At 72.3% G+C, this 23,630-nt stretch carries 15 protein-coding genes; 8 read left to right on the top strand and 7 right to left on the bottom strand.

The window, feature by feature from the left end; genetic code table 11:
• The first annotated feature begins 5 nt into the window (after positions 1-5).
• The 4 genes from ACZ7MX_RS07540 to ACZ7MX_RS07525 all read left to right on the top strand — a co-directional run bounded on the left by ACZ7MX_RS07540 (position 6) and on the right by ACZ7MX_RS07525 (position 4,632).
• The gene (locus ACZ7MX_RS07540) at positions 6-1,901 is read left to right on the top strand and encodes an acetyl/propionyl/methylcrotonyl-CoA carboxylase subunit alpha (RefSeq protein WP_472130203.1); all 1,896 of its coding nucleotides are present in this window, start codon (positions 6-8) and stop codon (positions 1,899-1,901) included.
• Positions 1,898-3,058 (top strand): acyl-CoA dehydrogenase family protein, encoded by a 1,161-nt coding sequence (locus ACZ7MX_RS07535; protein WP_472130201.1) that lies wholly within the window; start codon positions 1,898-1,900, stop codon positions 3,056-3,058. The genes ACZ7MX_RS07540 and ACZ7MX_RS07535 overlap by 4 nt, the downstream gene beginning before the upstream one ends.
• A gap of 129 nt (positions 3,059-3,187) precedes the next feature.
• Positions 3,188-3,958 (top strand): enoyl-CoA hydratase family protein, encoded by a 771-nt coding sequence (locus tag ACZ7MX_RS07530; protein ID WP_472130199.1) that lies wholly within the window; start codon positions 3,188-3,190, stop codon positions 3,956-3,958.
• Complete coding sequence (locus tag ACZ7MX_RS07525) at positions 3,946-4,632, top strand: TetR/AcrR family transcriptional regulator (protein ID WP_472130197.1); 687 nt, start codon at positions 3,946-3,948, stop codon at positions 4,630-4,632. Before ACZ7MX_RS07530 ends, ACZ7MX_RS07525 begins: the two co-directional genes overlap by 13 nt.
• Positions 4,633-5,363: 731 nt before the next feature.
• Here the strand turns inward: ACZ7MX_RS07525 and ACZ7MX_RS07520 are convergent.
• A complete protein-coding gene (locus ACZ7MX_RS07520; protein WP_472130195.1) occupies positions 5,364-6,467 on the bottom strand; it encodes a citrate synthase 2 in 1,104 nt (367 codons plus the stop codon).
• Between the two features lie 442 nt (positions 6,468-6,909).
• On the opposite strand from ACZ7MX_RS07520, the gene pdxH reads away from it, so the two are divergent.
• A complete protein-coding gene (gene pdxH, locus ACZ7MX_RS07515) occupies positions 6,910-7,632 on the top strand; it encodes a pyridoxamine 5'-phosphate oxidase (protein ID WP_472130193.1) in 723 nt (240 codons plus the stop codon).
• A gap of 551 nt (positions 7,633-8,183) precedes the next feature.
• On the top strand, positions 8,184-9,860 hold the full coding sequence (locus ACZ7MX_RS07510) for a PAS domain-containing protein (protein WP_472130191.1): 1,677 nt from the start codon (positions 8,184-8,186) through the stop codon (positions 9,858-9,860).
• A gap of 149 nt (positions 9,861-10,009) precedes the next feature.
• Here ACZ7MX_RS07510 and ACZ7MX_RS07505 read toward each other — a convergent pair whose 3' ends face one another.
• On the bottom strand, positions 10,010-10,777 hold the full coding sequence (locus ACZ7MX_RS07505; RefSeq protein ID WP_472130189.1) for an SIS domain-containing protein: 768 nt from the start codon (positions 10,775-10,777) through the stop codon (positions 10,010-10,012).
• Between the two features lie 488 nt (positions 10,778-11,265).
• On the opposite strand from ACZ7MX_RS07505, the gene ACZ7MX_RS07500 reads away from it, so the two are divergent.
• The gene (locus ACZ7MX_RS07500) at positions 11,266-11,958 is read left to right on the top strand and encodes a metal-dependent transcriptional regulator (protein WP_030415691.1); all 693 of its coding nucleotides are present in this window, start codon (positions 11,266-11,268) and stop codon (positions 11,956-11,958) included.
• Between the two features lie 1,203 nt (positions 11,959-13,161).
• Positions 13,162-14,037: an alpha/beta fold hydrolase gene (locus tag ACZ7MX_RS07495; protein WP_472130612.1), complete on the top strand. Its 876-nt coding sequence runs from the start codon at positions 13,162-13,164 to the stop codon at positions 14,035-14,037.
• A 671-nt stretch (positions 14,038-14,708) separates the two neighbouring features.
• Here ACZ7MX_RS07495 and ACZ7MX_RS07490 read toward each other — a convergent pair.
• The 5 genes from ACZ7MX_RS07490 to ACZ7MX_RS07470 all read right to left on the bottom strand — a co-directional run bounded on the left by ACZ7MX_RS07490 (position 14,709) and on the right by ACZ7MX_RS07470 (position 23,460).
• On the bottom strand, positions 14,709-15,074 hold the full coding sequence (locus ACZ7MX_RS07490; RefSeq protein ID WP_472130187.1) for a hypothetical protein: 366 nt from the start codon (positions 15,072-15,074) through the stop codon (positions 14,709-14,711).
• A 657-nt stretch (positions 15,075-15,731) separates the two neighbouring features.
• Entirely contained in the window at positions 15,732-17,039 is a 1,308-nt protein-coding gene (locus ACZ7MX_RS07485) for a hypothetical protein (protein WP_472130185.1), read from the bottom strand.
• Positions 17,040-17,460: 421 nt separating this feature from the next.
• Positions 17,461-19,854 carry a hypothetical protein gene (locus ACZ7MX_RS07480; protein ID WP_472130183.1) on the bottom strand — a complete coding sequence of 798 codons (2,394 nt, stop codon included), beginning with the start codon at positions 19,852-19,854 and terminating at the stop codon, positions 17,461-17,463.
• 1,090 nt (positions 19,855-20,944) lie between these two features.
• The gene (locus ACZ7MX_RS07475) at positions 20,945-22,582 is read right to left on the bottom strand and encodes a transporter (protein WP_472130181.1); all 1,638 of its coding nucleotides are present in this window, start codon (positions 22,580-22,582) and stop codon (positions 20,945-20,947) included.
• Entirely contained in the window at positions 22,579-23,460 is an 882-nt protein-coding gene (locus ACZ7MX_RS07470; protein WP_472130179.1) for an ABC transporter ATP-binding protein, read from the bottom strand. Before ACZ7MX_RS07470 ends, ACZ7MX_RS07475 begins: the two co-directional genes overlap by 4 nt.
• Between the last annotated feature and the right edge of the window lie 170 nt (positions 23,461-23,630).

Below are 23,630 nucleotides of genomic sequence, written 5' to 3'. Positions count from 1 at the left end.
TTCCCGTGATCCGTTCGCTCCTCGTCGCCAACCGCGGCGAGATCGCCTGCCGTGTCTTCCGTACCTGCCGTGAGCTGGGGATACGTACCGTCGCCGTGCACTCGGACCCGGACGCGGACGCCCTGCACGTACGGGAGGCCGACCTCGCCGTACGACTGCCGGGGGCCGCCCCCGCCGACACCTACCTGCGCGCCGACCTCGTCGTGCAGGCCGCCCTGGACGCGGGCGCCGACGCCGTCCACCCCGGGTACGGGTTCCTGTCCGAGAACGCCGGGTTCGCGCGGGCCGTCACCGACGCCGGGCTCGTCTGGATCGGGCCGCCGCCCGAGGCGATCGAGGCGATGGCGTCCAAGACCCGCGCCAAGGAGCTGATGGGCATCACCCCGCTGGGGGAGGTGACCGAGTCCGATCTGCCGGTGCTGGTGAAGGCCGCCGCGGGCGGCGGCGGGCGCGGCATGCGGGTCGTGCGCGAACTGGCCGACCTGGAGGGCGAGTTGGCGGCGGCCCGGGCCGAGGCGCGGTCCGCCTTCGGGGACGGTGAGGTGTTCGTCGAGCCGTACGTCGAGGACGGCCGGCACGTCGAGGTACAGGTGCTCGCCGATGCCCACGGCACGGTGTGGGTGCTCGGCACCCGCGACTGCTCGCTGCAGCGCCGCCACCAGAAGGTGATCGAGGAGGCGCCGGCGCCGGGACTCGCCCCCGCACTCGTCGCAGAACTCCATGAGTGGGCCGAGCGCGCCGTGCGGGCCACCGAGTACGTCGGCGCGGGGACCGTCGAGTTCCTCGTCACCCACGGCGCCGGAGGGCCCACCGCCCACTTCCTGGAGATGAACACCCGCCTCCAGGTCGAGCACCCCGTCACCGAGGCGGTGTACGGCCTCGACCTCGTCGCGTGGCAGCTGCGGATCGCCGAGGGCGAGGCCCTGGACGCCACGCCCCCGGAGCCGCGCGGACACGCCGTCGAGGCCCGCCTGTACGCCGAGGACCCGGCCGCCGGCTTCGCGCCGCAGACCGGCACCCTGCACCGCCTCGCCGTACCGGACTCCGTCCGCCTCGACACCGGGTACACCGACGGCGACACCATCGGCGTGCACTACGACGCCATGCTCGCCAAGGTCGTGGCGTACGCACCCACCCGCGCCGCCGCCGTCCGCACGCTCGCCGGAGCACTGGAACGGGGCGAGGTGCACGGCCCGGTCACCAACCGCGACCTGCTCATCCGGTCCCTGCGCCACCCCGGGTTCACGGCCGCCCGGATGGACACCGGCTTCTACGACCGGCACCTCACCGAGCTGACGGCCCCCGCCGAGGACCCCTACGCGCCGCTCGCCGCCGCCCTGGCCGGGGCCGTCGGGGCGTCCCGCTTCGGCGGGTTCCGCAACGTCCCCTCGCAGCCCCAGCGCACCCGCTACCGCTCCGAGCCGTACGGCACCGTGCACGAGGTCCGCCACCGGCACACCCGCGACGGACTCCAAGCCGAAGGAGTGCGGATCGTGCACGCCGCACCGACCCGCGTCGTGCTCGAAGTCGACGGGGTGCAAAGGAAGTACCGCGTCCACACGTACGGCGACCGCGTCCACGTCAACGACGTCGCCCTCACCGCCCTGCCCCGGTTCACCGACCCCGGCGAACAGCGCGCCCCCGGCTCCCTGCTCGCGCCCATGCCCGGCACCGTGGTCCGCGTCGCCGAAGGGCTCGCCGAGGGCGCCGCCGTCACCGCCGGACAGCCCCTGATCTGGCTGGAGGCCATGAAGATGGAGCACCGCATCGCCTCTCCCGCCGCCGGAACGCTCACCGCCCTGCACGCCGCCGTCGGCCGTCAGGTCGAGGTCGGCGCGCTGCTGGCCGTCGTAGACGTCGCGGACCTCGCCGACGTCGTACAGGAGGGAACGCCCGCATGAGCACCGTCCTCGAAACCGAAGAGCACCAGGCCCTGCGCGCCGCCGTCGCGGCCCTCGGCAAGCGCTACGGCCGCGCGTACCTGACCCGCGTCGTCGGAGCCGGCGGCCACCTCGACGAGCTGTGGACCGAGGCGGCCAAGCTCGGCTACCTCGGCGTGAACCTCCCGGAGGAGTACGGCGGCGGGGGCGGCGGCATCGCCGAACTCTCCATCGTACTGGAGGAGTTGGGGGCGGCCGGCTGCCCGCTGTTGATGATGGTGGTCTCGCCCGCGATCTGCGGCACCGTGATCGCCCGCTTCGGCACCGAGGAGCAGAAGCGGGCCTGGCTGCCGGGTCTGGCCGACGGCTCCCGGACCATGGCGTTCGGCATCACCGAGCCCGACGCGGGCTCCAACTCGCACCGGATCACCACCACCGCCCGCAAGGACGGCGGGGACTGGATACTCAACGGCCGCAAGGTGTTCATCTCCGGCGTGGACATCGCGGACGCCACCCTCATCGTGGGGCGCACGTCGGACGCCCGCACCGGCAAGCTCAAGCCCTGCCTGTTCATCGTCCCGCGCGACACCCCCGGCTTCGGCCGCAGCCACATCCCGATGGAACTGGCCGCCGCGGAGAAGCAGTTCGAACTGGCCCTGGACGACGTACGCCTCCCCGCCGACGCCCTTGTGGGCGATGAGGACGCGGGGCTCCGCCAGCTCTTCGCCGGGCTCAACCCCGAACGCATCATGACCGCCGCGTTCGCCCTCGGCATGGGCCGCTACGCCCTCGACCGGGCCGTCGACTACGCCCGCACCCGCCAGGTGTGGAAGGAACCGATCGGCGCGCACCAGGCCGTCGCCCACCCGCTCGCCCAGGCCCACATCGAACTGGAACTGGCCCGGCTGATGATGCAGAAGGCCGCGCATCTCTACGACGCCGGTGACGATCCGGCCGCCGGTGAGGCCGCGAACATGGCCAAGTACGCGGCGGGGGAAGCCTGTGTGAAGGCCGTCGACCAGGCCGTCCACACCCTCGGCGGCAACGGCCTCACCCAGGAGTACGGCCTGGCCTCCCTGATCACCGCCGCCCGGGTCGCCCGCATCGCACCGGTCAGCCGCGAGATGATCCTCAATTTCGTCTCGCACCAGACCCTGGGCCTGCCCAAGTCGTACTGAGCGGCAATGATCCTGTGCGGTGGGGCGGACCACCGCGACCCCGCCCCACCGCCCCACCGCCCGGCCCCGGAAAGATCCTCAGCCGTGCGGCGTCAACGCACCCGCCCGGGAAAGGAGTTCGACCGCCCGATGACCGACACACCCGTGACACCGCTGGTGACGCGCTCCCACGAGCGCGGCATCACCACCCTCACGCTGGACTCGCCGCACAACCGCAACGCGCTCTCCGCCCGGCTGGTGGCCGAACTGCACCAGGCCCTCGCGGACGCCGCGGCCGACGACGGCACCCGGGCGGTCGTGCTGACCCACACGGGCACGACGTTCTGCGCCGGCGCGGACCTCACCGAGGCCACGTCGGGCGCGGCGAAGGACGGGCCGCTGGAGCTCGCCCGGCTGCTGCGCGCCGTCGTGGCCCTGCCGCGGCCCGTCGTCGCCCGGGTCACCGGCCACGTCCGCGCCGGCGGCCTGGGGCTGCTCGGCGCGTGCGACATCGCGGTGGCGGGCCCGGCGGCCACCTTCGCCTTCACCGAGGCCCGGCTCGGGCTCGCCCCGGCCGTCATCTCGCTGCCGCTGCTGCCCCGCATCGACGCGCGGGCCGCGGGCCGCTACTACCTGACGGGCGAGACGTTCGGCCCGGCGGAGGCGGCCCGGATCGGTCTGGTCACGCTCGCCGCCGACGACGTCGACACCGGCCTGGCCCCCGTACTGGACGGCCTGCGCAAGGGCTCCCCCCAGGGCCTCGCGGCATCGAAGAAGCTGGTCACCGCGGAAGTACTGGCCGTCTTCGACCGTGACACGGACGCACTGGCGGAGGAGTCCGCACGCCTCTTCGCCTCTGCCGAGGCCCGCGAGGGCATGACCGCCTTCCTGGCGCGACGGGCCCCGGCATGGGCGCGCTGACCCCGGCCCGGGACGGCCGGACGGGCAACGAGCCGCGAACCGATGGTCGGCCGCAGGCGGGCGGCCGGCCGCAGACCGGCAAGGAACCGCAGCAGGACCGCAGCCGCGCCACCCGCCGCAAGCTGCTGGAGGCCGCGATCTCCTGCCTCGCCGAACGCGGCTGGAGCGGCAGCACGGTGTCCCTGGTCGCCGAGCGCGCGGGCGTCTCCCGGGGCGCCGCCCAGCACCACTTCCGCACCCGTGAGGACCTCTTCACCGCGGCCGTCGAGCACGTCGCGGAAAAACGCCAGGGCGCCCTGAAGGCGGTGGCGCCCAACCTGCCGCCGGCCGGCTCGATCGCCCGCACCCGGATCATCGTCGAGGAACTCGTCGGCCTCTACACGGGACCGCTGTTCCGGGCGGCCCTGCACCTGTGGGTGGCCGCCTCCGACGAGGAGCAGCTCCGCGAGCGCGTCACCGCCCTGGAGGCACGCGTCGGCCGGGAGGCCCACCGCACGGCGGTCGCTCTGCTCGACGCGGACGAGTCGGCCCCCGGCGTCCGCGAAACGGTGCAGGGCCTGCTCGACATGGCCCGCGGCCTGGGCCTCGCAAACCTCCTGACGGACGACTCGGCCCGCCGGGCGCGGGTGGTGGAGCAATGGTCAAAGATCATCGACGCGGTGCTGTCTGGTTGACGCCCCACGTAGTCGGCTGACCCGCCGCGGGGGTTGCTCGCCGTTGCGCTTTGCGGCGCCCCCGCACGTACCTGGCCGTCCCGCCGCGGGTCGTCTCGCCGTTGCGCGCTTTGCGGCGCCCCGTACGTTGTCGGCTGTTCCGCCGTGGTTGCTTCTCGCCGTTGCTCCCCCACTGCCTAAAGGGCGTGGGAGGTACCCCCAGCGGCGGGCGTGGTGTTGTCGGGTGCGGTGACAGCCCTACAGACTTCGTCCTCCGGTCTGTCCCCTCCCGTTGGTGGGGGTTGGGAGGCCGGTGGGGCTGAGCGTCGTCGTTCCGGGTGTGCCTCGCGTTGGGGGCGTGGGGGGTGCGGAATACCGCCCCAGCCCGTTGCGTTGAGGCCCTGCGAGGGGCGCTCGCAACCCTTACGGGTTCTGTTCGACCATCCCGTAGGGGTACTCAGGCTCCCTTGCATGCCTCAACGTCCACCCCCACGCACCGCATTCCCCCTCCCACAACGGGAGGGGACGGGCCGGAGGGGCCGGTTGTGTGGACGTAAAGCGTCAGCAGTCCACACAACCGGCCCCGGAGGTCCGTCACCGCACCCACCACAAACCCAGCCCGCCGCAGGCGCAACGGCGACCAAGACCCGCGGCGGGACGGCCAAGTACGTACGCGGCGCCGCAAAGCGCAACGGCGAGCGACCCCGACGGCGGGACGGCCAGGTGCGTGGGAGGCGCCGCCAAGCGCAACGTCAGCGAGCCGAAAGGCCCTCGTAGCCGGCGATCTCCCGGGGGCTCCGGGCCCCGGGCCCGACATACCGGGCCGACGGCCGGACCAGTCGGCCCGTCCGCTTCTGCTCCAGGATGTGCGCGCTCCACCCCGCCGTACGGGCGCAGGTGAACATCGACGTGAACATGTGCGCCGGGACCTCCGCGAAGTCCAGGACGATCGCCGCCCAGAACTCGACGTTCGTGGCGAGCACCCGGTCCGGGCGCCGGTTGTGCAGCTCCTCCAGCGCGGCCTTCTCCAGGGCCTCGGCGACCTCGAAGCGCGGGGCGGCCAGTTCCTTCGCGGTGCGGCGCAGCACCCGCGCCCGCGGGTCCTCCGCGCGGTAGACGCGGTGGCCGAAGCCCATCAGCCGCTCGCCCTTGTCCAGCGCCTGCCGGACGTAGGCCGCGGCGTCCCCGGTCCGTTCGATCTCCTCGATCATGCCGAGGACGCGGGACGGGGCGCCGCCGTGCAGCGGGCCGGACATCGCGCCGACCGCCCCGGACAGTGCCGCCGCGACGTCCGCGCCGGTGGAGGCGATGACCCGGGCGGTGAACGTGGAGGCGTTCATGCCGTGCTCGGCGGCCGAGGTCCAGTACGCGTCGACGGCCTTGACGTGCTTGGGGTCAGGCTCGCCGCGCCAGCGCTTCATGAAGCGCTCCACGACCGTCTCGGCCTTGTCGATCTCCTTCTGCGGCACCATCGGCAGGCCCTGCCCGCGCGCCGACTGGGCGACGTACGACAGTGCCATGACCGCGGCCCGGGCGAGGTTGTCGCGGGCGGTCGCCTCGTCGATGTCCAGCAGCGGTTTCAGGCCCCATACGGGCGCGAGCATCGCCAGCGCGGACTGCACGTCGACCCGGATGTCACCGGAGTGCACCGGGATCGGGAACGGCTCGGCGGGCGGCAGCCCGGGGTTGAAGGCGCCGTCGACCAGCAGCCCCCAGACGTTGCCGAACGACACGTGTCCCACGAGGTCCTCGATGTCGACCCCGCGGTAACGGAGCGCGCCGCCTTCCTTATCCGGTTCGGCGATCTCCGTCTCGAACGCGACAACTCCCTCGAGTCCGGGTACGAAGTCGGACATCAGGCGGCTCCTCAAAATGGGGACGGCATACGGTCCGTGACCGGCTGCCGTGCGGTCGTGTCTGCTGCGGTGCCGAAGCGGTTACGCGGCTGCGCCGGGCAGCTCGCGGTCCGTTCCGGTCACCCGGGTGATGCCCCGCCAGGGCATGGGCCACGCGGGGTGCTGCCCGCGGTGGGTCGGGCCGCGGGCCGGCGGACGCGGTGTCGTGCGGTACGGAGGTGCGGTGCGTCCCGTCAGGTGTGATTGCGTCCCGTCAGTCCGGACGGAACACGATAGCTCCCCCTGTCCGGGGGCCACAGTGGGCCGGGCCATGATTTTGGCGGGTCCCCCACCTGCGGGGAAGCGTGAGATCCGGCACACTGGTCGATTTGCCGGCGGGAGGGTTACGGCTGGTCGACGGGGGGCAGACTTCCGCCCCTCCCAGCTGACCGCGTCGCGGCCGATGTTGCAAGATGAGGCCGTGCACCCAGCCGACGCGCATCACGAGATCCCCGATCCCTCCTCCATGCGGGCGCACTACCGCGCCGAGGGACTCGCCGAGTCCGACCTCGCCGCCAGCCCGTACGACCAATTCGCGCGCTGGTTCACGGACGCGACCGTGGCCCGTCTGCACGAGCCCAACGCGATGGTCGTCTCGACCGCGGACGCCGCCGGCCGGCCGAGCTCGCGGACCGTGCTGCTCAAGGGCTTCGACGAGCGGGGCTTCGTCTTCTTCACGAACTACCGCAGCCGCAAAGGCCGCGAACTGGCCGAAAACCCCTATGTGTCGCTGCTGTTCCCCTGGCATCCCCTCGCCCGCCAGGTCGTGGTGACCGGTACCGCCGAGCGCATCGGCCGCGACGAGACCGCCGCCTACTTCCGCACCCGTCCGCACGGTTCCCAGCTGGGCGCCTGGGCCAGCGACCAGTCCGCCCCGGTCGCCTCGCGCACCGAACTGGAGCAGGCATACCAGGAATTGGCGGCCCGCTACCCCGAGGGCGAGCAGGTGCCCGCGCCGCCGCACTGGGGCGGCTACCGGGTCGCGGCCGAAACGGTCGAGTTCTGGCAGGGCCGGCACAACCGGCTGCACGACCGGCTGCGCTACGTACGCGAGAAGGCGGCCGACGCCGGGACGGGAACCGGGACCGCCGAGATCATCTGGCGCGTGGAGCGCCTGGCGCCCTGATGCTCCTGGCGCCCTGACGTCTCCCGGCGCCCTGCTGCTTCCCGCATCCCGACATCTCCTGGGGCCCTGATGCCTCCCGGAGCCCGGAGGCCTCCCGGCTGCCTGACGTCCTGCCTGACGTCTCCTGGCGTGCGCCTTCCGACGCGGGCCCGGCGACGTTCCGGCCCGGTCCCGGGCGGAACGCAGACGACCCGCGGGCTGCTTCCTCCGCGCTTGGTGGCGCAGAGGGCCGGTCGGACGAACCGGCAGCCCGCGGGTCGGGTGACTGCTTGGGATTGGCCGGCTGCGCATCTGCAGTATGCGCTGGTCCGGCGCTGCACTTCGGTGAAGCGTCGGGCCGCTAGCCCGCAGCCACCTCACGCGTCCGGTGCGAAATCATCTGCCGAACCACCTCCCTTCTCGTGTGCTCCACACATTAGGAAGCCGGCCCGCCCGACACAACGGTTTTTTTCCGGGAGCAACGATTTCCGGGAAACGGGCGTGTTGCAGGTCACGTTCCAGTTGAATGTGCGCAGGTGAGGCACGTGCAGCCGGGTTCGTGAGGGGTGCCAGTGACTGCTTCGTCGGCTTCTTCCGGTCTTTCGTCCGGTGCGTCGGTCCCGCCGCGCCGCGCCACCGAGGAGTCCGACGACTCCGGACTCCTCGCCGCCCTCCTGGACGGTATGGACGCCGCCCTGGTCGCCTTCACCGCCGACCGCACGGTCACCCACTGGAACCACGAGGCCGAGCGCATCCTCGGCTGGACCACCGCCGAGGCCGTCGGCCGTACGGGCCTGGCCGGCTGGGCGGCCCGCAAGGAGGACGCGCGGGGCATCGAGACCGCCCTCACGGCCGCGATGCGCTCCCCGGGCCGCCAGGTGCACGAATTCGCCCTGCTGACCAAGGACGGCCACCGGGTGCTGGTGCGCACCCAGTGCTCGGCGGTGCGCGGCCCGGACGGCCGGGTCGCGGGCGCGTACTGCGCCTTCAGCGAGGTGCACGTCCAGATCGACCTGGAGCGTTCCATCGCGCTGAGCGAGGCGCTCTTCGAGGACGCGTCGTGGGGCGTGGTGCTGGTCGACGCCGATCTGCGGCCCGCGGTCGTCAACGCCCACGCCGCCCGCACCCTGGGCGTGGGCCGGACCGCCCTGCTCGGGCGGCCGCTGGGCGAACTGCTCGACCAGGGCGCCGAGGAGCTGGAGTGCGCCCTGCAGCACGTCCTGGGCGAGGGCGCCCCGCCGGCCGTCGCCGAATTCTGGGTCACCCTGCGCTCCGAGGACGCCGAGCATCCGCGCCGCTGCTGGCGCAGCGGTTTCGTCCGGCTGGCCTCCCCGCTGGCGGAGGAGCCGGTGCCGCTCGGCGTCGCCTGGCTCTTCCAGGACGTCACCGACGCCAAACGCGCCGAGCAGGACGCCTCCCTGCTGCGCTTCCGGGCCCACCAGCTGCACCGCGCCGGCCGGGCGGCCGCGGAGTGCCCGGACCCGTCCGAGGCGGCCGCGGTCCACCTCGACTTCGCCCTGGCGGGCTTCGCCGACCACGGCCTGGTGGACCTCGCCACAAAGCCCGCCCCGGCCCCGTACGGGACGGTCACCGCGGACGACACGTACGAGATCGACGACGCGTGGGAGCCCCGGGGCAGGTGCGAGACGGACGGCGCGTGCGAGACCAAGGGCGGGCGCGAGACCGACGGCACGTGCGAGAGCAGTGACGGGGGGCGCGGGGCCGGGGGAGAGGACAGCCGTGACGGGGGACACGGGGTCGGCGGAGAGGGCGACGGGGGGCGGGAGCCTGGTGGAGCGGGCGAGGGGGGCATGGAGCCCGGGGGAGCGGGCATCGGGGGCGGGGAGTCCGTAGGGGAGCGGCGGGCCGGGGCGCAGTGCGGCCTGGTGCGGACGCTGGCCTCCCCGGCCGGTTCCCCGGGGCCCTGCGTGGCGCTCACCGCGACCGGCATCCCCGTGCCCTACGTCCCGGGCCACCCGGCGCTCCAGGCGTACGAGCGGCGCGGTTCGGTCCGTACGAGCGCCGGTGCGGCCGCGCCCGAGAGCTGGGCGGCGGCCCGCCACTGGCCGGACGGCACCGTGCACGGCCTGTGCGTGGTGCTGCGCAGCCGCGGCCGGACGCTCGGGGTGCTGACGTTCCTGCGGTCGCCCGCGCGCCGCCCCTTCGACCGCGCCGACGCCGACTACGCGGAGGAGGTCGCGGCCCGGATCGCCGCGGCACTGGACCTCGCGGGCGCGTCGTCCTGCTGACTTGCTGACCTGCTGACCTGCTGATCGCTTCGAGCCCGGGGTCCGGCTCACTGGTTCGCATTCGCTGGCCGCGGGTCCTGCTGACCGGCTTGCGGAAGCCTTTGGGTCCTGCTTGACCGGCTCGCCGGCCTCGGCGTCCGGCACCCGTTTCAGGTCCGGTAGAAGATCCGGTCCGCGTAGTCGCCCATCACCCGGGCGTTCCAGTCGTGCCCGCCGTCGACATTGCCGGAGCGCAACAACGGCGGATCGATGCCCCGGTCGGCGAGCGTGCCCGCCGCGGTGGCCACCACGGCCTGCATGATCGCGCTGGTGACGACCGTCGAGGCCGGAGCGAACGGTGCGTCGATGCCCGGCAGGGTCAGCTCCGCGTCGCCCACCGGGATCCGGCTGTCCAGGACGAGGTCGCAGTGATCCTTGAGGAAGCCGCCCGACGCGTGCCGCGACTTGGTGGCCGCCGCGTACGCCACCGACGTCACGCCGATGACCTTGATGCCGAGGGCCCGGGCGTTCATCGCCATCTCCACGGGGAGCGCGTTGCGCCCCGAGAGCGAGATGATCACCAGCACGTCACCGGCCTTCAGCGGGCTGGTGTCCAACACGGCCGCCGCCAGCCCGTCGACGCGCTCCAGGGCACTGCCGAGCGTCGCCGGTCGTACGTCCACACCGACGACCCCCGGGACCGAGAGCAGGTTCATGATCGCCAGGCCGCCGGCGCGGTAGACCGTGTCCTGTGCGGGCAGCGAGGAGTGCCCGGCCCCGAAGGAGAAGACCCGGCCGCCCGCCACTACGGTGTCCGCGATCAGCCGCCCGGCCGCGGTGATCCGCTCGCCCTCCTCGTCGCGGACCTGCCGCAGCAGCTCGATCGCGGCGTCGAAGTACGTCCCGGCCAGCCGGTCACTACGGTCGCTGTCAGCCATTGCCGCGGGCCCTCCCTCTCTTGGGGGTCTCGTATGCGTTCTCGTGCTCTCGGTGCGTGCGGTGCGGTGCAGCGCGGTGCCTTGCGGGGTGGTGCTGTGCCTTGCGGGGTGGTGCGGTTCGGCAATGGGGGTGCTGCGCCGCGCCGTGCCGTGCGTGCCGTTGGGTGCGGCCCGTGGACCCGTGGACCCGTGGACCCGTGGCCCCGTGCCCGTGGCCTGTGACTCATGGCCCCTGGCCCGTGACTCGTGGTCTGTGGGCGGCCGCCCTGGCACCGTCCGGCCGACCCCATGCCTCCCTCACCATTACGCCCATCCCGCCCACTCGTGATCAGTGGCGCGGATCACGTTGCGGTCTGGACCAGTGCCCTGTCAATACGGCCGAGCCATACCACCGTGAGGGTCCGGTGGGCGGACGAGGAGGCACCGATGTCAGTGGGATGCGTCAGAATTGAGTCCAGGGCCACCGCACCACACATCGAGGGGCACGCATGTCCGGACTTATCGACACCACGGAGATGTATCTCCGCACCATCCTCGAACTGGAGGAGGAAGGTGTGGTGCCCATGCGCGCCCGCATCGCGGAGCGGCTCGAACAGAGCGGCCCGACGGTGAGCCAGACGGTCGCCCGCATGGAGCGCGACGGGCTGCTGACGGTCGCCGGCGACCGTCATCTGGAGCTGACGGAGGAGGGCCGGCGGCTGGCGACCCGGGTGATGCGCAAGCACCGCCTCGCCGAGTGTCTGCTCGTCGACGTCATCGGTCTCGAATGGGAGCAGGTGCACGCCGAGGCGTGCCGCTGGGAGCACGTGATGAGCGAGGCGGTCGAGCGCCGCGTCGTGGAGCTGCTGCGGCATCCGACGGAGTCGCCGTACGGCAACCCCATCCCGGGCCTGGAGGAGCTGGGGGAGAAGGCCGAGGCCGACCCGTTCCTGGACGCGGGCATGGTGAGCCTGATGGACCTGGACGCCGGGGCGGACGGCAAGACGGCCGTGGTGCGCCGGATCGGCGAGCCGATCCAGGCGGACGCCCAGCTGATGTACACGCTCCGCCGCGCGGGAGTGCAGCCGGGCGCCGTGGTGAGCGTGACGGAGTCGCCGGCGGGCGTCCTGGTCGGCAGCAGCGGCGAGGCCGCCGAGCTCACCTCCGACATCGCCTCCCACGTCTTCGTCGCCAAGCGCTGACACCGTTTCGGCGGACTTCCGACCGACGGTTGCGACAGCCGTTTCGACCGATCGTTGCGGTAGCCGTTTCGGTGGCTGTGTCGGCGAGTTGCTTTGGCGGGCTCTTTCGTCGCGCTTTCTGGGCGGCGGTCAGCGGATCCTTTCGACGGGCCGTCTTAACGGGCTGTCTCGATGGGACGCCTCGACGGACCGTTTCGGCGGGTCGTTTTGGCGGTTCCATTGGGTGGGCTGTCTGAGCGGGCCGGTTCGGCGGTGTGCCGGGCGTGCGGGGCTTTCGGTGGCTGTCTCGACGGGCCGGCTTGGCAGGCGTTGGGTGGCTGAGCCGGTGGGCGGTTTCGACGGGCCTTTGGTGTGGCCGTCTCGGCAAGCTGCGTTGGCGGCCTTCGGTGGCTTCGGTGAGTTGGCTCGGCGGGCCGTTTCCGTGGGCCGTCTTGGTGCGGCGGGGCTTCTGCGGGGCCGGCGGAGGCGCGGTCAGCTACGGCGGGGGCGGACGCTCAGGCCTGGCGGGGGCCGAGGACCGGCAGGCGCCCCCCCGGCGGCGCGCCCGATCAGTCCCTCCCCGCGACTCCCCGCCGCGGAGCACCGCATCCTCGCTTCACGTCCTCATGCCCTCATGTCCCGAAGCTCATAGGACACGGCGCTCTCCGCAGGCCGGGCGCACGCTCGCCCCTCCCCGTAGTTCCCCCTCCGCGCCCTTCTTGACATCCTCCCCGGACTCCCCGATTTTTCCTTCCCGCCCCCACCGGCGTCATCCGCCACGAGCCCGCTGAGCTGCACTGATGCCCCGTTCGATGGGCTCGTCAAGTGATTGCCCGTTGAACGGACTTGTGCGAATCCGTGCGGTTCGGCCGGTTGCATGTCACCCTGGCGCATGGCCCTGCGTGGGCCTGTCCTGGCCGGGGAGGGGGATCGGATGCATCCACTGAGTGCGGGACGGTCAGGGCCCCGGCGCTGCGAGCAGCCGGGGCCCTGCCTCCCCATGTCCCCCACCCAAGACCCGGAGCCCCGAGCTCTCAGGGTCTTCCCCCACGGGCCCCCTTCCCGGTAGGGCCCGCCTCCCGGCAGATGTCTCCCCGTGACGAGCGCGGCCAATCCTTGAGGGAGGTCACTCGAACGAGGGGTGTTGTGCGCTGGAACGGTGCGTTCGAATAGGGGTTCGATAGTGTGGAGCTGCTCAAGGGACGATTGGGGGTGCCAGAGCACATGGTGCGGCGCATCGATGTGACAGGGGCCGATGGCGTACGACTCGCCGCCTGGGAATTCACCGACCCGCCCAAGATCGACGGCGGGCTGGAAGGGGACGAGCAGCGGCCCGGCGTGCTGCTGCTCCATGGCCTGATGGGCCGCGCCTCGCACTGGGCGGACACCGCCCGCCGGCTGAGCGCCCGGCACCGCCCGGTCGCCCTGGATCAGCGGGGCCACGGCCGCAGCGAGAAGCCCGCTGATGGGCCGTACGACCGCGAGGCGTACGTCCAGGACGCCATCGCGGCCATCGAGCAACTCGACCTGGCCCCGGTCGCCCTCGTCGGTCATGCCATGGGTGCGCTGACGGCGTGGCAATTAGCGGCGCGGCGCCCGGATCTGGTCAGTGCGCTGGTGATCTGCGATATGCGGGCCTCCGCGCTGGGCGCGGCCTCGCAGCATGAGTGGACCGAGTGGTTCCGCTCCTGGCCGGTGCCGTTCGCCACGCTCGCGGACGTCCGCAAGTGGTTCGGCGAGGACGATCCGACGCTGGAGCGACCGCGCCCGGCCCGCGGCGAGTTCTTCGCCGAGGTGATGGCCGAGCGCGCCGACGGCTGGCGCCCGGTGTTCTCCCGTCGCCAGATGCTCACCGCCCGCGAGACCTGGGTCCATGACGCCCACTGGGAAGAGCTCGCCCAGGTGACCTGCCCGGCCCTCGTCGTACGCGGCCTGGACGCCGAACTGGGCCGCGCCGAGGCTCAGGAGATGGTCCGCGTCCTCCCGCGCGGCGCCTACGCCGAAATCCCCGACGCCGGACACCTCCTCCCCTGGGAAAAGCCCGACGCATGGTGTGCCGCCATCGAACCCTTCCTCCAGACCGCGACGTTGCCGGCTTGAGCGGGGGATCGACTGCAAGAGGCCGGCCAGGCCCCGAGAAACACCGACCGACCAACGGACCGGTGCTGGTGCCCCCGGCATAAGGAGCCGACGCGTGCACCACGATCATTCGGCTGGCGGCTGGCGGCTGGCGGCTGGCGGCTGGCGGCAGGTGGTAGGCGGCACGAGGCGGGCGGCGGGGGTGCGCCACGGCCTCTGACAACAGGGCCGTGGCGCATACGCAGGCGCGTGCGGGGAGGGTGAGGCTGGGAAGGGGGGAGGCTCGGAAGGAGGCTGGCCGCCTGGCGAGATGCTGCCGGAGGCCAGGTTGGCCGCCGACCGGCAGCGCCAGCCGTTCGCCGGCCCTGACGGCAGCGCTCGCACCACCCTCGCCGGGGCTCCGCTCCGCGGCACTCGCCGGGCCGCGTCAGCACTCCTCGGCACTCGTCGGGGCCGGCCAGTGTCTTCGGGCGCGTCAGGGCTCCTCGGCACTGTCGGGGTCGGGTCAGCGCCTTCGGGCGCGTCGAGGCTCGCCAGTGTCCCTGGGGCGCGTCAGGGCTCGTCAGTGGCCCCTCGGGCGAGCCAGGCTCGTCAACGCTCCTCGACACTCGTGACGGCGGGAGTCAAGGACTCGCCGACCCTCCCCATCAACCACCCGCCAACACCCGCCCCATGGCCGGCCAAGCCGCCCGTCAACCCGCGCTGCTGAACTTCCAGATGAACGGGGACGCGCTCTGACCCTCGCCCGCCCAGTGGACCTCCACGGACTTGGTGCCCTTCGGGAGCATGTAGGTCTGGCAGATTGTGTGGCTCTGCCCGGCCTTCCAGTTCTCGATGTCGATGGTGTCCTCGCAACCGGGACCGTCCTCGGCGGCACCTATCAGCAGGACGCCGGGCCGGCCGTCACCGTAGAGCTCGGTCTCATTACCCACCTTGGGTATCTCCTTGACGACACCGCCGCCCTTGTTCGTGAACTTCACCCAAGCGGTCGCGGCCACCAGCCCCTTGGCGTCCTTCGGATCCGATACCAGCTTCCTGGCCTCCGCCTCGGTGCCCACGTGGACCTTCCGCGCGACGACCTCGTAGGTGATATCCCCGCTCTCCTCCTTGAACCGCCCGGTGCCGGTCTGGCCCGGCTTCCGCTCACCGCCGCCGGTCGGGTCCGACGTCTTTTCCGTCTTGGGAGCGTCAGCGCCGGTATTGCTCTTCTTGCCGTCCTGCGCGGCGGACGTGTCCTTCTTGTCGCCGCAGGCGGTCAGGGCCAGCGCCAGTACGGCGACGGGGCGCGGCTATGCGCAGCCAAGCGGTCTTCGTGTGCAGCAAAACGCTCTCCCAGCAGACGTTCTCCCCCGCGCACCCACACCATTCCAGTGTGTGCGAACGGCTGTTTCGGCGGAGCGTAAGGCTGGGTCGCAAGGCCGTGCAAACAGCTCTGTCGAAACGATTCTGGCAGCGGTCCGCGCGATCAACTGCAGCGGTGTTGCGCCAATTTCCCCAAAGTCGCGGTGCGGTCTAGGCGCAGTCGAGTTGCGGTCAAAGTGTGGGTGCAATGCATTCGCGGCGTTAGCCGCACTTTCTCTCCGTTTACTGGACAACTAGTATCGACATCGACGCGCACCTGTTTTTGATAAAGCGACGCAGTTTTCCCTGGCCCGCACGGGGACGGACGCCCGGACGCGGCTCGTCGCGTCCCGCGTCCTCCTCCCCGGTGGCGGTCAGCCCAACGTGCGGGTGAAGTCTCCGCGTTGGACCCGTCCGGCGAGCGAGTCACCGTCACCGCTCAGCAGCGAGCCGTACCCGGTGGCCGCCCAGAGGCTGTCCTCGGCGGGTATCTCGAAGTACGGGACCGGACGGCCGTCCCGCCGGTCGGTGAGCACTTCGGGGGCGCGCCGGGTCCGTACCGCGCGCAGGCAGGTCTCACAGGCGGCCACCCGCAGTTGCTCACGACGGCCCAGCGGCCGCCAGGGTATGCGACGCACGGCAGGACCGTGCAGCGGGTGGAAGAAGCACAGCGGGAGGGGCGCCGGAGCCTTGGACAGCGCCGCCCGACCCTCAGCGACCAATGCGAACACCCCGGCCAGGTCGACGGCTCCGCGCGCGCGGTCCAGGACCGTACCGGCCGCGGCGTACGCATCGAGGGCCCGCTCGACGGCCGCCGGATCGCCCTGCGCGGCGCGTGCCTCCTCACCCAGGCGCACGACCTCCTCGCCGGCCCGGTCACGCAGCCCGGCCTCGTCGGCCTGCCGGGCGGCGGCGAAGACCGAGCGCGGCAGCGCGAACGGCGTCGTGAGATCACGCAGCCGCGAACGCCGGCGCAACAACATTCCCGCCGCGGCCAGCAGCAACACCGGCCCGACGACCAGGCCCAGTAGCCGTACGAGAGGAGACCCGCCGCTCCCCGCACGGGAGGCAGCGTCCTTGCCCGTCCCGTCGGCCTCACCCGACGGCGTGGGCTTCGGTGTGTTGAGGCTGGCTGTGGCCTCCTCATACACCTTGTCGCCGTTGCCCGCCTTGATGATGCCGATCGCCCGGGAGACGCGCCTGGCCAGCCCCGCGCCCTTCATGTCGTCCTGGAAGAAGACCGCCGCGGCGGCATGCATCGCCTGATGGGCGCCTTCGGGCCATTCCCGGGCGGCGATATCGCCGGGCAGGTCCCCGAGCGTGATGAGGATGGACGGGCCGCCGCCCATCCGGTCGTGCACCACCTCGGCGAGCTGCTCGGGCTTGCCGCCCCAACTGTCACCCTCGACCAGCGGCACCAGCACGACGCGGATCGGCAGCTTGGTCTCCTTGATCTGCGCGACCAGCTCCCGCTTCTGCGCCGCATCAACGGCCGTCGCCAGCGAGGGATCCACATACACGGGCGAACCCTGCAGCGCCTCCGCGATCTTCTTCCCAGGGCTGACCGGGCCGTGGCCGGCCAGCCTCACCCGCCCGGTGGCGGCAACGGACGCGGCCACAGTGGATGTGGCCCCAGGGGACGTGGCCACGGCGGACGCGGCCCCAGCAGCGGGTGTAGCCATGGCGGGCGCGGCCGCACCGTACAGCAGGGTGGCGGCTGCTATCCCGAGCGTGAGAGCGAGCGAGAGCGCGGGCCACATCCGGCGGGTCTCCGGGGGGCTTGGCAGTGCGGCCGGGATGACCGGGCGGGGAGCTGTGATGTCTGACCGTGCGTCCCGGCTGGCGTCGGGTCGGCCGCTCGGATCCCGCCGCTGAGCAGCCTGGCCCGGCTGGGTGGCCTGGCTCGGCTGAACAGCCTGGCCCGGCTGATGAGCGGGTCGGCCACTTGGTTCAGTTATCCGGCCACGTTGTTCAGATATCCGTTCGCGTCGCTGAGCGATCCGGTCGCGGCGTTGGGCGATCTGGCCGTGTCGGTCGGCGGTCCCGTCGCGTCGTTGGGCGGTCCGGTCCTGTCGTCGGGGCGCGCCGGCAGGATCACGAGGGTCAGTGCACACCGAAGTACTCCCGTACATCGCGGGTGAGTTGATCTATTTCGGTGCCGTCGGCGAGCGTGGCCAGCGGCCCGGGCAGGGTGGCATACGGGACGTACGCTCCGCGCCCGTTGCTCTCCTGGGAACGCAGCCGCAGCACGGCCCCAGGCGTCACCCGGCACCCCTCGCACACCGGCAGCGTCCACATCGTGCTTCCAGCACGGGCCCTGCCGGCAGCGTGGCGAGTGCCGGAAGGACCGCCGGTGCCGCGAGTGCCGGCCGCGTCGGCCGTGCTGCGGCTGGTGCCGCCGGGGGTGCCGCCGCCCGGGCGTATCTCTGTGCGCTTACGGGCGGTGCCGTGCAGCGGATTGCGGTGGCAGACGTGGCGGGCCGCGGCCGGCTCGTCGATCGCCCTGCGGCCCGCGCGGGCCAGCACGATGGCACAGGCGAGGACGGCCGGGGTGGCATCCGCGTCGATCCGGCCGTCGCTGTCCCCGTCGATCAGCAACGCGGCCGCGTCCAGGCACTCCCATGCCCGGCGCTGGGCCTCCGCCGGCAGCGCAGCCATCGGTTCCGACGCTCCCCCCACCGGTTCCAGCACGGGCCTCGGTTCCGGCACGGTCCTCGGTTCCAGCGCTGCGGTGAGGGCGTCGAGGTCATGACGGGCGGCCCGCCGCAGCCACCCCAACGAAGGCCGCTCCGGAGCATGCGGGCCATGGGCGGCCCCTGAGCCGCCCCCCGCGCCGTAGCGCCGACGTCGGGCCGTCACGATCACGCGTATCGTCCCGCAACCGGCCGTCACCAGGCCCGTGACCAGGAGCGCAGCGAAGACGCCGAGTATCAGGCCGGGATGGAAGTCCCCGGTGAACAGGTCGGGCAGCGCTTGTTCCTTGACCGGATCGACCGCAGGCGGCGGGTCGTAGGCCAGGGGATCCGACCGGGGGGCATCCGACTTGCTGGTCGGGGCCTTACCGAGGTACGTCAGCAACTGATCGAGACGACGGCCGAGCGCCGGGTCGGCGGACTTGGGGTACTCCAGGTCGTGCGGCCGGTTCATGAGATACGTCGGGTCCACGCGGGTGCCGTAGTTGGCGACCTCGATCGCGCCGTCCGAGGGTTCGGCCAGCACGATCAGGACATGGCGGTGCAACCGGTCGTGCACCGCCTTGATCAGCAGCTCCTTCTCGCCGTCGGACTCGTCGTCCGGATTGCTGGAGACGGCGGCGATCATCACCGGGATGCGCAGCGCCCGCAGCTTCGCGCGCAGATGGGCGCGCTCGGCGGCGTCCATCGCGGGTGGGCTCTCCGGATCGACGTACAACGGGTCACGGCGCAGCCCCGAGGCCACCCGATCGATCCTCGCCCGCATATCGGCGACGGTGGGACGCGCACCGTCCCCACTGGTGGTGTCGTCAAAAACCTGGGATGCGGTGAACGCGACCAGGCCGCCCAGGACTACGGCCGCCGCCACCAGCGGCAGCATTTCCACACGCCGCCTGCCCGATTCCCCGACGCCCCTGGCCTTCGCGCCTTGCCCCGACGCGCTCCCTCCAGCGCCGCCCTTCCCGCTCCCCGTCTTGCCTCCCGACCTGCTTGCCGTCGTGCGTCCCGACTTGCCTTCCCGCGTGCCCTTCGGCCTGCTCCCGGACGGGCTTCGCTTCGCGGATGCCGCCCTCTTGGGGGCGACAGATCCCCTGCCGGGGCTCAGGGGATCGCCTGCCGCCTCAGCGCGCCGTACCCGCCGACGCCGCAAGGCGTACAGGGTGAGCAGCAGGGCCGTCAGTGGGACGCCGGTGACGGCAACGCCGGTCGCGAAGCTTTGGTCCTCGCGGGCGGTCTGGTCGGTGTGCAGGAGAGGCAACTCGTCCACGGAGCCGCCGTATTTGGCGTATGCCGCCTCGGCGCGCTGATGCGCATGGCCGGAGGTCAGCACGTCGACGAAATGCCGGAACACCTCGCGCGGGGTGGCGTCGTACGGCAGCTCGTACAGCGTCGCCCGGCTCGCGTCCTCGGCGCCGGGGAGGCTCACCCCGTACGTCTGCACCGCGTCCAGACCTGTGGGGCTCAGCGTCACATACAGTCCCTTGCGGCCCAGCCGGTCATGGACTCCGGCGAGCAGGCCGGTCGCCTCGGGGCCGTAGTGGGCGTTCGGCAGGACCATGACGTACGTCGGAACGCCCAGCCGCCGGGCTTCCTTGGCGAAGTCCGGCGCGGTCGAACGGGGCACCGCGCGCGGGATCTGGTCGCTGATGAAGACCGGGTTCTTGCGCAACTGCCCGGCGAGATACGCAGTCTGCGTCGGGGTGTCGGCACCGCCCGACGCGGCCTGCACCGCACCGGTGCAGAACAGCACCGCCAACCAGCCCATGACCAGCACAACTCCGGCGCGCAGCACCGCCCCCACCACCCCTCGTTCCTGTCGATGCCACGAAGCTACCGCCCCCGCCCGTCGCCCGCTGCACCCTGTGGATAACTTCACGACCAGCCCCAGCCGTCGTGTCCCGCCGCCTTCTGCATGCCGTGCCCCGCCCCACCGGTGAGGGCGCCAGCACAGCTGCCAACGAGGCCGCCAACGAGTCCCAGGCGCTGGGCTCACTGCGCCGTCCTATCACGCGACTTTGCGTACGCCGAGGCAGCTCAGCCGGGGGAGGGGTGAGCCACGGCCGCCCTCCTTCGGTCGGCCAGCGGCTTGCGCTCAGCGACTACACGGCGACGGCGGGTTGCTTGAGGCAGTGGCAACACGACGGGCTGCCCGAGGCAGCGGGGGCGCCGACTGGGCTGGCTCGCCCGCGGCGGCGTTGGGGGATTGGCTTCGCCCGCGGCGACACCGGCAGGCTGATCTTGCCCGAGGCGTCGCCGGGGGTTCCCCCGCCCCCTCCCCCTCTCCCCCTTCGGGGGAGGGGGCGGGGGGTGGGTTCGGGGGTGGGGGGATACGCGCGAGGCAACGAGCCGCAACCAGGCAACGAGCCGCGTACAGGCAACAGGCTGCACGCAGGCAGCGTCAGCCAGGCAGCGAGTTCAAGCAGCGCCAGTTCAACCAGCCCTGGCCAGGCACCGACAGCCAAGGCAGCCCAGTTCAAGCCCCCAGTCACGCGCTGGCAGCCAAGACACCGGCGAAGCCAAGGCAGCGGCCCCAGGCAGCCCCACCCCATGCAGCACCAGCCAGACTGGACCCGACCGGTCAGCCCGCCCGAGCGAAGGCACCCCAAAAGCCCGGGATGAAGTGGTCAGGCGCCCGCCCGAAGCGGCCCAGACGCCCGACCGAAGTAGCCCAGACACCCAACCAAAACGGCCAGACGCCCGACCGAAGTACTCAGAAAGCCAGCCGAAACGGCCAGACGCCCAGCCCAAGTGGTCAGGCGCCCAACCGGAACGTCCAGGCAGCCAACCGGAACGACCAAGCGGCAAACCCGCCCGGAGACCGCCCCGGTCCACCCACCCCAGCCCGTCCCGGCCTACCCCTCCCTCAGCTCTCCCTCACTCCTCCTCAGTCCCCCTCACCCCTTGCTCACCGCCGCGAGGATTTCCGGCAGGCGCTTGAGGGTGCGTGGGGCCGCCAGGCGGAGGCCCAGTTCTGCTGCGCCGGTGCCGTAGAGGACACCCAGGGGCAGCAGGATCCACAACAGGTGGTGGAGGTCGGCGAGGTGGAGCCAGATGGTGAGGCCCAGGAGAGGCGCGCACAGGACGGCGCCTACCAGGAAGCCGCCGAAGAGGCTGAACCAGGCGATCGAACCCTGGCCCGGGGCCACGTTCTTGTTGCTCTCGGAGGGGATCGAGTACGGGAAGATCGCCGAAGTCAGTGCGCCGGTTCCGATCAACGTGCCCAGCAGGGCCAGGGAAAGGCCGTACACCTGCAGGAAGTCGGACCACGGGCCGATGAACGCGGCGGCGCCGACCGAGACGAGGGTGACGTACGGGACGGCCACCAGCGCGAGGGTGAACGCCCGGGCGCGCAGCTCCTGGTAGGCGTCGCGCGGGGTGGCGAGCGTGGAAGCGACCATCCAGAAGGCCGAGGTGTCCTGGCCGAACTGGTTGTACATCTGTATGCCGAGCAGCGCCGGGGCCGAGAACGCGGTGTAGATGCTGCCGTTGCCCTGGATCGAGGAGACGACCGGGGCCAGCAGGCCGGCACCGAGGGCGGTCGCCCAGGACATCTTCGACTTGGGGTCGCGCCAGGCATAGCGCAGCGAACGGAGCATGACCGGACCCGTGCGGCCGCCGGGCAGCAGGCGTGCGAGCCGGCCCTCACCGTCCCCGGACCGGCGTGCGCTGTCCTTCTCCACCGCTTGGAGGGTGGAGGAGTCGGGGGACGTCATCAGGGCGGTCAGCGAGCGCTGCCACCAGAAGAGGAGGAGGGCCAGGGCTGCCGCCGCGAGGGCTATGCCGGCCACTGCGCGGCCGTAGGCGCCCTGGCCGGTGGCCTCGACCGCGCCGATCGCGGAGGCCGGCGGGAGCCAGCGCAGGACGTCCCCGAGCGGTTCCAGGACGGCCAGGCCGTCCGGGCGGCCGAGTTTCTGGGCGGCGATGTTGACGGCCTGGGCGCCGAGCGCGATGAACAGGCCGCTCAGGACGGCGAGATCACGGCCGCGGCGGCTGGTCAGCAGCCGTACCGACGCCGTGGCGATCGCGCGGGCCAGCGCCACGCACACCAGCACCACCAGGACGACCGCGAGGACGCCGACGAGGGCGGCGGCCGGCCCGTCCGCCAGTGCCACCACCGCGCCGGTCACCAGCGCCAGGGTGACGACCGGGCCGATGCCGATCAGGGACGTCACCAGTAGGGAGCCGATCAGCGGGCGCGGCCGCAGGGGCAGCATCACCAGGCGGGTCGGGTCCAGCGTCTCGTCGCCCGTCGGGAAGAACAGCGGCATCACCGCCCAGCCGAGCGTGAGGATCCCGGTCAACAGCACGGCCAGCGCGCCGACATGGACGTTGCCGCGCAGCGCGATCAGGCCCAGCACGGCGCCGGCCGCGAACAGCAGGCCGACGACGATCGAGCTGACGTACGCGACGGTGCGCCCGGCCGACTGGCGAAGCCCGTTGCGCAGCAGGGTCAGCTTCAGCCGTACGAAGACGGCGGTGAGGTTCGGTGCGGCGGCCGGGCGCGCGGCCCCCGCGGCGGAATCGGTGCTCATCGGGCGCCGCCACCGCCCAGCCAGTCCAGGCTCTGCCCGGCGCCGCGGTCGTTGGCGCCGACGAGTTCGAGGAAGGCGTCCTGCAGCGTGGGTGCGGCGCCGCGGACCTCGGCGAGCGGGCCGTCCGCGCGGATCCGTCCGCCGGCCATCACCGCGACCCAGTCGCACAGCGACTCGACCAGCTCCATCACATGGCTGGAGAAGATCACGGTCGCGCCGGAGGCGGTGTAGCGCTCGAGTACGCCGCGGATGGTCTGCGCGGAGACCGGGTCGACGCCCTCGAAGGGCTCGTCGAGGAAGAGGATCTCGGGATTGTGCAGCAGCGCCGCGGCGAGACCGATCTTCTTGCGCATACCGGTGGAGTAGTCCACGACCAGCTTGTGCTGGGAGCCGGCGAGATCGAGGACGTCCAGCAGCTGGCCGGCCCGCTTGTCGACCTCGTCGCCCGGCAGCCCCCGCAACCGGCCCATGTAGGCGAGGAGTTCACGCCCGGAGAGGCGCTCGAAGAGCCGCAGCCCTTCGGGCAGCACGCCGATCCGGGACTTGACGGCGACCGGGTCACCCCAGACGTCGTGCCCGCCGATCTCCACCACGCCCGAGTCCGGACGCAGCAGACCGGTCACCATGGAGAGGGTGGTGGTCTTGCCCGCGCCATTGGGGCCGACCAGTCCGATGAAGCGGCCCGCGGGGAGCGTCAGGTCGATGCCGTGGACGGCGATCTGCTCGCCGAACTTCTTCCACAGGCCCTGGATGCGGACGGCGGGCGCCCCGTCTCCGGCGCCCGGGGCCGCGGACGGCCCGCCCGGAGAAGTGGCCGATGTCTGCTCGGGCGGCGCCGCACCGGCCCGCACCTCGTTGTGTTCCGGCTCGTTGCCCACCGGTGCTGCCCTCCGACGTCCCCGCAGGAGCCGCCTTGACCCCCGTCCGCGTCCCACGATACGAGCGGCCACTGACAAGCCGGCGGGCGGAGGGCGTGCGGGGCAACAACCGGCCGTGCGGGGCCGATCGGGGGAACGGCGACCCGCCCTCACGGTTCTCAGTCCCCGCG

It is taken from the genome of Streptomyces sp. NPDC107765 (assembly GCF_055657085.1).
The sequence above is the reverse complement of the archived record's forward strand: the minus strand, read 5'-3'. Positions and strand labels throughout refer to the sequence as shown.

Excerpts from the sequence above, each read along its gene's own strand:
- ACZ7MX_RS07535 (WP_472130201.1), top strand. The coding sequence starts at position 1,898 with ATGAGCACCGTCCTCGAAACCGAAGAGCACCAGGCCCTGCGCGCCGCC.
- ACZ7MX_RS07530 (WP_472130199.1), top strand. The coding sequence starts at position 3,188 with ATGACCGACACACCCGTGACACCGCTGGTGACGCGCTCCCACGAGCGC.
- ACZ7MX_RS07525 (WP_472130197.1), top strand. The coding sequence starts at position 3,946 with ATGGGCGCGCTGACCCCGGCCCGGGACGGCCGGACGGGCAACGAGCCG.
- ACZ7MX_RS07520 (WP_472130195.1), bottom strand. The coding sequence starts at position 6,467 with ATGTCCGACTTCGTACCCGGACTCGAGGGAGTTGTCGCGTTCGAGACG.
- pdxH (WP_472130193.1), top strand. The coding sequence starts at position 6,910 with ATGTTGCAAGATGAGGCCGTGCACCCAGCCGACGCGCATCACGAGATC.
- ACZ7MX_RS07505 (WP_472130189.1), bottom strand. The coding sequence starts at position 10,777 with ATGGCTGACAGCGACCGTAGTGACCGGCTGGCCGGGACGTACTTCGAC.
- ACZ7MX_RS07500 (WP_030415691.1), top strand. The coding sequence starts at position 11,266 with ATGTCCGGACTTATCGACACCACGGAGATGTATCTCCGCACCATCCTC.
- ACZ7MX_RS07495 (WP_472130612.1), top strand. The coding sequence starts at position 13,162 with ATGGTGCGGCGCATCGATGTGACAGGGGCCGATGGCGTACGACTCGCC.
- ACZ7MX_RS07485 (WP_472130185.1), bottom strand. The coding sequence starts at position 17,039 with ATGGCTACACCCGCTGCTGGGGCCGCGTCCGCCGTGGCCACGTCCCCT.
- ACZ7MX_RS07475 (WP_472130181.1), bottom strand. The coding sequence starts at position 22,582 with ATGAGCACCGATTCCGCCGCGGGGGCCGCGCGCCCGGCCGCCGCACCG.